The organism is Enterobacter sp. SECR19-1250, assembly GCF_013391025.1.
In the GTDB taxonomy this organism is placed as follows: domain Bacteria; phylum Pseudomonadota; class Gammaproteobacteria; order Enterobacterales; family Enterobacteriaceae; genus Enterobacter; species Enterobacter cloacae.
Map to the genome: position 1 here is coordinate 1 of NZ_JACASJ010000133.1, position 10728 is coordinate 10728.

A 10728-nucleotide genomic window follows, 5' to 3' on the forward strand; every position below is an offset into this window, starting at 1 on the left:
GAACGTAGATCTCACCAATAAATAGCCGTCAATACGGCGCTCACTTAACGCTTACTTTCAAATCGCCAAACTGCTCGTAAAGCATCAGGCTACTTTTACCTTTCAAATACCCCATGAAGCCCGACACACTCATCTTCGGTGGGATCTCCAGAAGCATATGGATATGATCTACACAGCATTCTGCTTCCAGAATATTCACGTTTTTCCACTCACATAGCTTTCTTAAAATCGCGCCTATTGCTCGACGTTTCTCTCCGTAGAACGCCTGTCTGCGGTACTTCGGTGCAAAAACTATGTGATATTTACAGTTCCATCGGGTGTGCGCTAAGCTCTTCTCGTCCCCCATTGGGACCCCCTTTTGATTTCTTGTTTCTCTCTTGCAGTTGCCAGACCGCAAGTTGTTTTAACAAATCAAAAGGGGTTTTTATAACTGACTTAAAGCTGAAAGCTTTCCGGAACCCCCAGCCTAGCTGTAATGCCAGTCAGTAAAGCAACTGACTGGCCTTTTTTCGGGGCTGTGGGGTATCTCCAGGGCCTCTCCTTTACCACCCTTGGAAAGGCCCTTTCCCTTCTTGTCGGCAACTTTACCAGCTATCCCATGCTTTCAAGATCACGCATCAGCTCCGGGATACGCCCTGGTGAAGCGCCCTGCAACGTCATCAGCATTCTCATGACCATGCCGCATGATTCTGAGAAGCTCAGCTGATTCGGCCAGTATCCTTTCAGATGGCCCGCCATTTTAATCATCTGATATCGCACCAGATTATACGCCAGTAACACGCCCCATAACTCCTGCTCCACAAGCTCCGGCTTTTTACTTCTCAGCGTCAGCCTGCTCAGTTGCATCGTTTGTTTTATCTCCCTGTACCCCAGCTCTATTTCCCAGCGATGGCTGTACAGGTCTGCCATTTCTCCTCCGGGATAGCGCATGGCGTCCGTCATCGACGTCAGCAGATGGCAGACTTTCCCTTTGCGCGTCACGGTCAGCAGGCGGGCTGTCATTTCATCTCCCAGACCCGGCCATTTTTTTCGTGCCTGTGGGCTGGTTTTCAGCTTCACCAGATAGTCGCCTTTGCCCAGCTTTCTGACCTCTTCATACTGCGCTCCCTTCCTGAGAGGGAGCATCCAGTGACGGTGTTCTCCTGCCTGGCTCCATGCATTCAGCAGCCCCAGCGAGTAATAGCCTTTATCCATTAACGTCAGGGTGTTATCGCCGGTCTGCCCTATCAGTTGTTCTGCGAGCTCATTTTCACTGTTTTTCATCGTGCCGAAGGCCGCTGCCGTCAGCAGATGGCTGGTCAGCTCCATCTGACAGACCATTTTAACCTGCGGGTAGAGGGCCGGGTTTCCGCCATGCGTCTGGCGGGGAAAGGCGCTGTCGTTTTCCGGTGTGCCCGGTGTTCGCCAGAACACACCATCGATGGCCAGCAGGGTCAGGCCACACCAGTGCGGATGCGGCGTGGCCTTATGCCAGAGCTGCGCTGTTTGCGTGAACACACGGCGGACGGCTTCGCTTCCCAGTCGCTGGCGGGCCTAGATCACGGCACTGGGCGCAACGAACGGACGATTACCGGGTAACATGATATCCAGCCGGTTAACGATCTGATGAAGCGGCTCCTTGCGCTCAAGGGCCATACCGACAATGCACCAGACCATCATTTCCAGAGGAAGGCGCCGTTTGCGTAACGTGACGGTGCCGGATTCTTCAAGGCAGCGGGAAATCAGTTCCGGGTCAAGATAGTCGCCCAGAGAAGTCAGAGGGTTACGCAGAGAATCGTAACGGGATACCAGATCAAGAGCCTGTCCAGTGTGCATAAAAAAATCCGGAAACGGGTGAACATTTCCGGATTCTTACACAGCCACTGGATCGGTCAACCGATCCTTAAATGATCGGCATTAGGGAATTTCCCCGTTTTTTTATCTGCAAGTCAGGCTTTTGGTTTGTAGTTACGCAACGCGTTGCGGCCGAGAACCACACCAGAACCGATAATTCCACCGAGCAAGACTGCCAGAATTAACGCGATAACCTTTTTCGGGCTGTCACGATAGACGGGAAGATCCGGCTTCATGACGTAACGATAGACATGGATGGTATCAGGGTTCACGTTCAACTTCTCTATATCCAGTAAGTTTTGCTTAGTCTGGTAGTAAGCGCCAGAGAAGACCAGCGGACGAGACGCTTCGTTATCAATCATTGATTTCAGCGCTTCGCTCCCCAGCAGGAACATGGTTTCCTGAGTCACGTCCTGAGTTTGCTGGATCTGCGGAGTGGTAATTTTCGCCGCTTCCGCGTTCTTAAGCGCCTCAGAAATCTGTTTAATGCGCAGATCTTTCTGCTCCTGAGCGACTTTTTCCTGGTTTTCAAGAGAGTCATTGAGGCTGGTGATCTGCTGCTTAATGTTATCTTTAAGGTCGAGCGCAAGTTCCTTCGCCGTTTGCTCGTCTACCTGCTGAATGTATTGCGCCAGCTGCTTTTGCGCAGCTTCAGCAGACTCACCTTGATAGGTGACGCTCAACGGCAACGCTTGACCTTTAACGGTGGTATCAATGGTCAGTTTTTCTGGCATTTCCTGGTTTTCAAGCGCCTGGGCTAAAGCAGAAAATGAGGAATTGAAACGACCAATGGCACGGTTTTGGATATCCTGCATTGAAGGAGCAGCATTACCGTAAAGAATATTCAATGCGTTCGCGTAAGTAGCAATCTGCGCCGCATCCGGCTGGGCAATGATGGCAGACGAGGTCCATTTTTCTTTTGCAACGGTAATGTAAATACCTGCACCGAAGATAAAAACAGCTATAAAAGCGCCAATTATCAGCTTTCCGCGCCACAACTGGAGAACTAAATCTACTAAATCAATTTGCTCCGGATCATTACTGCTATTAACCGGAGTATTATTGTTCTGCGTCATACAATCCCTAACAGATGAAAAAGGGCAAAAAACAGTGATGTTTACATAGTGTATCTGTTGCCAGCGATTTTTCTATCAGAATCCGATGAGTTATATCGGAAAGATGGGTTATGTAACTCGCGGTCAACGCGCTATCATATAGCAATTCAGATGCCTCAGGCATCGACAAGATAGAAATATAATGAGGGAAGATATGAAATTTTTGGTCACGGGCGCGGCAGGTTTTATCGGATCGCATGTCAGCCAACGCTTGCTGGATGCCGGACACCAGGTCGTCGGTATTGATAATCTTAATGACTATTATGACGTCAATCTTAAGCTGGCACGTCTGGATGTACTGAAATCCGGGAATTTCACCTTTCACAAGATGGAGTTAGCCGATCGTGAAGCTATGGCAGCGCTGTTTGCCAGCGAAAAATTTGATCGCGTGATACATCTGGCCGCACAAGCCGGTGTGCGCTACTCGCTGGAAAATCCGCATGCGTATGCGGATGCTAACCTGGTCGGTCACCTTAACGTGCTGGAAGGTTGTCGTCATAACAAGGTACAGCACCTGCTGTATGCCTCATCAAGCTCCGTTTATGGTCTGAACCGCAAGATGCCGTTCTCCACTGACGACTCCGTAGATCACCCGGTGTCACTGTATGCGGCGACCAAAAAAGCCAACGAGCTGATGTCGCATACCTACTCTCATTTGTACAACCTGCCGACCACCGGCCTGCGTTTCTTTACCGTGTATGGCCCGTGGGGACGTCCGGACATGGCGCTGTTTAAGTTTACAAAGGCAATGATCGAAGGCAAAAGCATTGATGTTTACAACTACGGCAAGATGAAGCGCGACTTTACCTATATAGATGACATCGCCGAAGCTATTCTCCGCCTACAGGATGTTATCCCTCAGGCTGATGAAAACTGGACTGTCGAAACCGGTTCGCCGGCGACCAGTTCCGCGCCTTATCGCGTTTATAACATTGGTAACAGCTCTCCGGTTGAGCTTATGGATTACATTACGGCGCTGGAAGAAGCACTCGGCAAAGAAGCAGAGAAAAACATGATGCCGATTCAACCAGGTGACGTGCTGGAAACCAGCGCGGACACGAAAGCGTTGTATGACGTTATTGGCTTTAAACCGCAGACCTCAGTCAAAGACGGGGTGAAAAACTTCGTGGACTGGTATCGCGCTTTCTACAACGTCTAAAACAAAAAACCGGCACACTGGCTAATGCCAGTCAGTAAAGCAACTGACTGGCCTTTTTTCGGGGCTGTGGGGTATCTCCAGGGCCTCTCCTTTACCACCCTTGGAAAGGCCCTTTCCCTTCTTGTCGGCAACTTTACCAGCTGTCCCATGCTTTCAAGATCACGCATCAGCTCCGGGATACGCCCTGGTGAAGCGCCCTGCAACGTCATCAGCATTCTCATGACCATGCCGCATGATTCTGAGAAGCTCAGCTGATTCGGCCAGTATCCTTTCAGATGGCCCGCCATTTTAATCATCTGATATCGCACCAGATTATACGCCAGTAACACGCCCCATAACTCCTGCTCCACAAGCTCCGGCTTTTTACTTCTCAGCGTCAGCCTGCTCAGTTGCATCGTTTGTTTTATCTCCCTGTACCCCAGCTCTATTTCCCAGCGATGGCTGTACAGGTCTGCCATTTCTCCTCCGGGATAGCGCATGGCGTCCGTCATCGACGTCAGCAGATGGCAGACTTTCCCTTTGCGCGTCACGGTCAGCAGGCGGGCTGTCATTTCATCTCCCAGACCCGGCCATTTTTTTCGTGCCTGTGGGCTGGTTTTCAGCTTCACCAGATAGTCGCCTTTGCCCAGCTTTCTGACCTCTTCATACTGCGCTCCCTTCCTGAGAGGGAGCATCCAGTGACGGTGTTCTCCTGCCTGGCTCCATGCATTCAGCAGCCCCAGCGAGTAATAGCCTTTATCCATTAACGTCAGGGTGTTATCGCCGGTCTGCCCTATCAGTTGTTCTGCGAGCTCATTTTCACTGTTTTTCATCGTGCCGAAGGCCGCTGCCGTCAGCAGATGGCTGGTCAGCTCCATCTGACAGACCATTTTAACCTGCGGGTAGAGGGCCGGGTTTCCGCCATGCGTCTGGCGGGGAAAGGCGCTGTCGTTTTCCGGTGTGCCCGGTGTTCGCCAGAACACACCATCGATGGCCAGCAGGGTCAGGCCACACCAGTGCGGATGCGGCGTGGCCTTATGCCAGAGCTGCGCTGTTTGCGTGAACACACGGCGGACGGCTTCGCTTCCCAGTCGCTGGCGGGCCTAGATCACGGCACTGGGCGCAACGAACGGACGATTACCGGGTAACATGATATCCAGCCGGTTAACGATCTGATGAAGCGGCTCCTTGCGCTCAAGGGCCATACCGACAATGCACCAGACCATCATTTCCAGAGGAAGGCGCCGTTTGCGTAACGTGACGGTGCCGGATTCTTCAAGGCAGCGGGAAATCAGTTCCGGGTCAAGATAGTCGCCCAGAGAAGTCAGAGGGTTACGCAGAGAATCGTAACGGGATACCAGATCAAGAGCCTGTCCAGTGTGCATAAAAAAATCCGGAAACGGGTGAACATTTCCGGATTCTTACACAGCCACTGGATCGGTCAACCGATCCTTAAATGATCGGCATTAGGCACACTGGCCGGGTTTTTTACGTGCTTAACGCAGAATATCAGTCGCTACCAAACAGATCGCGGGTATAGACTTTATCTGCCACGTCCGCCAGTTCTGCTGCCATGCGGTTAGAGATGATCACATCCGCTTCCTGCTTGAACGCATCCAGATCGCGAATCACGCGTGAATGGAAGAACTCATCTTCCTGCATTGCAGGTTCATAAATAATGACCTGCACACCCTTCGCTTTAATACGCTTCATGATCCCCTGAATGGACGAGGCGCGGAAGTTATCGGAACCACTCTTCATAATCAGACGATACACGCCCACCACTTTCGGCTGACGCGCGAGGATGGAATCAGAAATGAAATCCTTACGCGTGCGGTTGGCATCCACAATCGCTGAAATCAGGTTATTTGGCACAGCCTGATAGTTAGCCAGCAGCTGCTTGGTATCTTTTGGCAGGCAGTAACCACCGTAGCCAAATGACGGGTTGTTATAGTGGTTACCAATGCGCGGATCGAGACAAACACCTTCGATGATCTGGCGGGTGTTCAAACCCAGGCTCTCAGCGTAGCTGTCCAGTTCGTTGAAGTAAGCGACACGCATTGCCAGGTAGGTATTGGCGAAAAGCTTAATCGCCTCCGCTTCAGTGGAGTCGGTAAACAGTACCGGAATATCTTTCTTGATTGCACCTTCCTGCAGCAGCGCGGCGAAGCGCTCCGCGCGCTCAGAACGCTCACCAATCACGATACGGGAAGGATGCAGGTTATCGTATAACGCCCTGCCCTCGCGCAGGAACTCTGGCGAGAAGAAGACGTTATCGATGCCCAACTCTTCTTTGATGGATTTAGTGAAACCTACCGGAATGGTTGACTTGATAATCATCACCGCATTTGGGTTTATTGCGATAACGTCCCGGATTACTGCTTCTACCGTGGAGGTATTGAAGTAGTTAGTCTTGGGGTCGTAATCGGTAGGGGTCGCGATGATGACAAAATCCGCATTACGATAGGCATCTTCTTTATCAGTCGTTGCACGGAAATTCAGCGGCTTATTTGCCAGATACTCCTGGATTTCTTTGTCGACAATTGGGGACTTCTTCTGGTTAAGCATGTCCACTTTGGCCTGCACGATATCCAGTGCAACCACTTCATGGTTTTGTGCGATCAGAATGCCGTTTGAAAGCCCGACATAGCCCGTTCCGGAGATAGTTATTTTCATTCGTTTGACTTCTTCAGTATGAGTTTCTGGTGACAATCAAACCGTCACCACAATGATTAACTGGTGGTTTTTTATCGCTAACGCTATTTAACTGTCAAGGTTAAAGCTGAATGGATGAACGCTCTTCCGCCCCTCCGAGGGGTCCCGAACAAGGCTCAAAGTGCCTATCTTCTAGCAGCATTACTGCTTCTTTATGATGTAGCAGACTCATAACAAGCAGCTTCAAATCAGACTAATCCCTTAGCCAGATTTAGCAGGTATTGCCCATAGCCGGTCTTTTTCAAAGGCTCGGCAAGTGCACGGAGCTGTTCAACATTGATAAAGCCTCTGCGGAATGCAATCTCTTCAGGGCAAGATACTTTCAGCCCCTGACGCTCTTCAATAGTTGCGATGAAATTACTTGCCTCAATCATGCTCTGGTGCGTCCCGGTATCCAGCCATGCATAACCGCGTCGCATCATCGCGACGGATAATCTTCCCTGCTGCATGTAAAGACGGTTGATATCCGTTATTTCCAGCTCACCGCGTGCTGAGGGACTTAAGCTCTTCGCCATCTCAATGACATCGTTGTCGTAAAAATAGAGGCCCGTTATTGCATAGTTACTTTTCGGCTGCTGAGGTTTTTCTTCAAGACCGATCGCAGTACCGTCTTTGTCGAATTCAACCACACCGTAACGTTCAGGATCGCTGACATGATAGGCAAATATGGTTGCCCCAATTTCCTGGCTGGCGGCCCCCTCCAGCAATCGAGGAAGATCGTGACCATAGAAAATATTATCGCCTAAAACCAGCGCACAGTTGTCCTCGCCGATAAATTTTTCGCCAAGAATAAACGCCTGAGCTAAACCATCCGGGCTAGGCTGTATCTTATATTGGAGGCGCAACCCCCATTGGCTACCATCACCCAGAAGTTGTTCAAAACGAGGGGTATCCTGCGGTGTACTAATGATAAGAATATCTTTGATACCAGCGAGCATCAGCGTTGAAAGCGGATAATAGATCATCGGCTTGTCATAGATGGGCAACAGCTGCTTACTCACCGCCATTGTGACGGGATAAAGGCGAGTACCCGAACCGCCCGCCAAGATAATACCTTTACGCTTCGCCATTACTTGCGCCCTCCATAATTCTGTTCAATCCAACTCTTATAGGCACCACTTTTAACATTCGAGACCCATTCCGAATTGTTTAAATACCACTCAACCGTTTTACGTATACCGCTCTCGAAGGTTTCCTTAGGTATCCAGCCTAGTTCACGACTAATTTTATGCGCATCTATTGCATAACGGCGGTCATGGCCAGGTCGGTCTGCAACATAGGTTATCTGCTCGTGATATGATTTTTCCTTCGGAACGATTTCATCCAGCAAATCACAAATAGTGTGTACAACTTCAATATTTTTCTTCTCGTTGTGACCACCGATATTATACGTTTCGCCGGTTTTACCTGTTGTCAGAACCGTATAAAGCGCACGGGCATGATCCTCCACATATAGCCAGTCGCGAATTTGATCTCCCTTCCCGTAAATCGGTAACGGTTTGTTCTCAATGGCATTAAGAATAACCAGCGGGATTAGTTTTTCCGGGAAGTGGAAAGGTCCATAATTGTTTGAGCAGTTAGTGACAATTGCTGGGAAGCCGTAAGTACGGATCCACGCCCGGACCAAATGATCGCTGGATGCTTTCGAGGCGGAATACGGACTACTCGGTGCGTATGATGTTGTTTCTGTGAAGAGCGGTAATGGCGCAGAATCAGTTTGCTCATCAGGATGAGGTAAATCACCATATACTTCATCCGTCGAAATGTGATGAAAACGGAACGCTGCTTTTGCCGCGTTATCCAGTGAAGACCAGTAAGCGCGGCAAATTTCCAGCAGGACGTAAGTACCGACAATATTAGTTTCAATAAACGCCGCTGGCCCGGTAATAGAACGATCGACATGGCTTTCCGCAGCCAGATGCATTACAGCATCTGGCTGATGAGAGGCAAAAATGCGTTCCATGGCAACTTTGTCACAGATATCAGCATGTTCAAATACGTAACGTGCGTTATTGCTGACTTCTCGCAAGGATTCAAGGTTACCGGCATAGGTCAATTTATCAACGTTAACAACGCTATCCCGTGTATTGCGAATAATGTGTCGGATAACCGCGGAGCCAATAAAACCGGCGCCACCAGTAACAAGAATTTTCACGCGATCTATTCCGTTAAAAAGTGAGTGGATTGGGCGGGATAAAAAAGCCCGGTATCGCTACCGGGCTTGATGGAATGGCAGAACTAATTAGATTAATCCAGCCATTCGGTGTGGAACACACCTTCTTTATCCGTACGTTTATACGTATGCGCACCGAAGTAGTCACGCTGCGCTTGGATCAGGTTGGCAGGCAGTACGGCAGCGCGATAGCTGTCGTAGTACGCCACTGCAGCGGAGAAGGTCGGCACAGGAATACCATTCTGTACAGCGTAAGCAACCACATCACGCAGTGCCTGCTGGTATTCGTCAGCAATCTTCTTAAAGTAAGGTGCCAGAAGCAGGTTCGCGATACCTGCATTTTCAGCATAGGCATCGGTGATTTTCTGCAGGAATTGGGCGCGGATGATGCAACCTGCACGGAAGATCTTCGCGATTTCACCGTAGTTCAGATCCCAGTTGTTTTCCTCAGAAGCCGCGCGCAACTGAGAGAAACCTTGCGCGTAAGAGACGATTTTGCCCAGGTACAGAGCACGACGAACCTTCTCAACGAATTCCGCTTTGTCACCAGCTGGTTTAGCCTGCGGACCAGACAGCACTTTGGAAGCCGCAACGCGCTGATCTTTCAGAGAAGAGATGTAGCGAGCAAATACGGATTCGGTGATCAGAGACAGCGGTTCGCCCAGGTCCAGAGAGCTCTGGCTGGTCCATTTGCCGGTACCTTTGTTCGCCGCTTCGTCAAGAATCACATCGACCAGGTATTTACCTTCTTCATCTTTTTTCGTGAAGATATCTTTGGTGATGTCGATCAGATAGCTGTTCAGCTCGCCTTTGTTCCACTCAGTGAAGGTCTCTGCGAGTTCTTCGTTGGAGAGGTTCAGGCCACCCTTCAGCAGAGAGTAGGCTTCAGCAATCAGCTGCATATCGCCGTATTCGATGCCGTTGTGAACCATCTTAACATAGTGGCCTGCACCGTCCGGACCGATATAGGTCACACACGGCTCACCATCTTCCGCAACCGCAGCGATTTTGATCAGGATTGGCGCAACCAGTTCATACGCTTCTTTCTGGCCGCCAGGCATGATAGATGGGCCTTTCAGCGCGCCCTCTTCACCACCGGAAACACCGGTACCGATGAAGTTGAAACCTTCGGCAGAGAGTTCACGGTTACGACGAATGGTGTCCTGGAAGAAGGTGTTACCACCATCAATGATGATGTCGCCTTTATCCAGATAAGGTTTCAGGGAATCGATGGCTGCATCGGTACCTGCGCCCGCTTTCACCATTAACAGGATACGACGAGGCGTTTCCAGAGATTCAACAAACTCTTTAACCGTATAGAAAGGAACCAGTTTCTTACCCGGATTCTCAGCGATGACTTCTTCGGTCTTATCACGGGAGCGGTTGAAAACGGAGACGGTATAACCACGGCTTTCGATGTTGAGCGCCAGGTTGCGCCCCATCACTGCCATACCGACAACGCCGATCTGTTGCTTGGACATTACATACTCCTGTCAGGTGTGGTCGCCGCGACTGTGCGCGGCTTGAAATGTGGTTAAGATGTTAACTCAGTATTAGGTGTCATGAATAGCTTTTGCTGATGTATGCCACCTGATTGCACAACTCCGACACAGCCAAGCCGCCAGAAATAAACTGGCGTAAGACTTCACTTCATGAGCAAAACAAGAATTTCTTGTGTCTTCTCTTCCATCAGCGCGGGGTCGGCGCGGGATTCCACGTTCAGGCGCACCACCGGCTCGGTATTGGACGAGCGC

General features: G+C 50.2%; 6 protein-coding genes and 4 pseudogenes. 1 reads left to right on the forward strand and 9 read right to left on the reverse strand.

Annotated elements, in window-relative coordinates; all coding sequences use genetic code 11:
* Positions 1-55: 55 nt before the first annotated feature.
* The 3 genes and pseudogenes from tnpA to wzzB all read right to left on the reverse strand — a co-directional run.
* A pseudogene (gene tnpA, locus HX884_RS23230) lies at positions 56-346 on the reverse strand (IS200/IS605 family transposase); the annotation flags it as partial.
* Between the two features lie 89 nt (positions 347-435).
* Positions 436-1815 (reverse strand): annotated as a pseudogene (locus HX884_RS23235) (IS4 family transposase).
* Between the two features lie 113 nt (positions 1816-1928).
* Entirely contained in the window at positions 1929-2909 is a 981-nt protein-coding gene (gene wzzB, locus HX884_RS23240; protein WP_058681272.1) for an LPS O-antigen chain length determinant protein WzzB, read from the reverse strand.
* Positions 2910-3102: 193 nt separating this feature from the next.
* Between wzzB and HX884_RS23245 the strand changes: the two genes are divergently transcribed.
* Positions 3103-4107: an NAD-dependent epimerase gene (locus tag HX884_RS23245; RefSeq protein ID WP_058681271.1), complete on the forward strand. Its 1005-nt coding sequence runs from the start codon at positions 3103-3105 to the stop codon at positions 4105-4107.
* On the opposite strand, the pseudogene HX884_RS23250 reads toward HX884_RS23245, so the two are convergent.
* From HX884_RS23250 to HX884_RS23275, 6 genes and pseudogenes are all read right to left on the reverse strand, one after another.
* Positions 4104-5471, reverse strand: a pseudogene (locus HX884_RS23250) (IS4 family transposase). The gene HX884_RS23245 and the pseudogene HX884_RS23250 overlap by 4 nt on opposite strands.
* 124 nt (positions 5472-5595) lie before the next feature.
* Entirely contained in the window at positions 5596-6762 is a 1167-nt protein-coding gene (ugd, locus tag HX884_RS23255) for a UDP-glucose 6-dehydrogenase (RefSeq protein ID WP_058681269.1), read from the reverse strand.
* Positions 6763-6989: 227 nt separating this feature from the next.
* On the reverse strand, positions 6990-7871 hold the full coding sequence (gene rfbA / locus HX884_RS23260) for a glucose-1-phosphate thymidylyltransferase RfbA (RefSeq protein ID WP_058681268.1): 882 nt from the start codon (positions 7869-7871) through the stop codon (positions 6990-6992).
* Entirely contained in the window at positions 7871-8956 is a 1086-nt protein-coding gene (gene rfbB, locus HX884_RS23265) for a dTDP-glucose 4,6-dehydratase (RefSeq protein WP_062676691.1), read from the reverse strand. Before rfbB ends, rfbA begins: the two co-directional genes overlap by 1 nt.
* A 92-nt stretch (positions 8957-9048) precedes the next feature.
* Positions 9049-10455, reverse strand: a complete 1407-nt coding sequence (gndA, locus tag HX884_RS23270) for an NADP-dependent phosphogluconate dehydrogenase (RefSeq protein WP_178328870.1) — start codon at positions 10453-10455, stop codon at positions 9049-9051.
* Positions 10456-10619: 164 nt separating this feature from the next.
* A pseudogene (locus HX884_RS23275) lies at positions 10620-10728 on the reverse strand (phosphomannomutase); the annotation flags it as partial.

Excerpts from the sequence above, each read along its gene's own strand:
- wzzB (WP_058681272.1), bottom strand. The coding sequence starts at position 2,909 with ATGACGCAGAACAATAATACTCCGGTTAATAGCAGTAATGATCCGGAG.
- HX884_RS23245 (WP_058681271.1), top strand. The coding sequence starts at position 3,103 with ATGAAATTTTTGGTCACGGGCGCGGCAGGTTTTATCGGATCGCATGTC.
- ugd (WP_058681269.1), bottom strand. The coding sequence starts at position 6,762 with ATGAAAATAACTATCTCCGGAACGGGCTATGTCGGGCTTTCAAACGGC.
- rfbA (WP_058681268.1), bottom strand. The coding sequence starts at position 7,871 with ATGGCGAAGCGTAAAGGTATTATCTTGGCGGGCGGTTCGGGTACTCGC.
- gndA (WP_178328870.1), bottom strand. The coding sequence starts at position 10,455 with ATGTCCAAGCAACAGATCGGCGTTGTCGGTATGGCAGTGATGGGGCGC.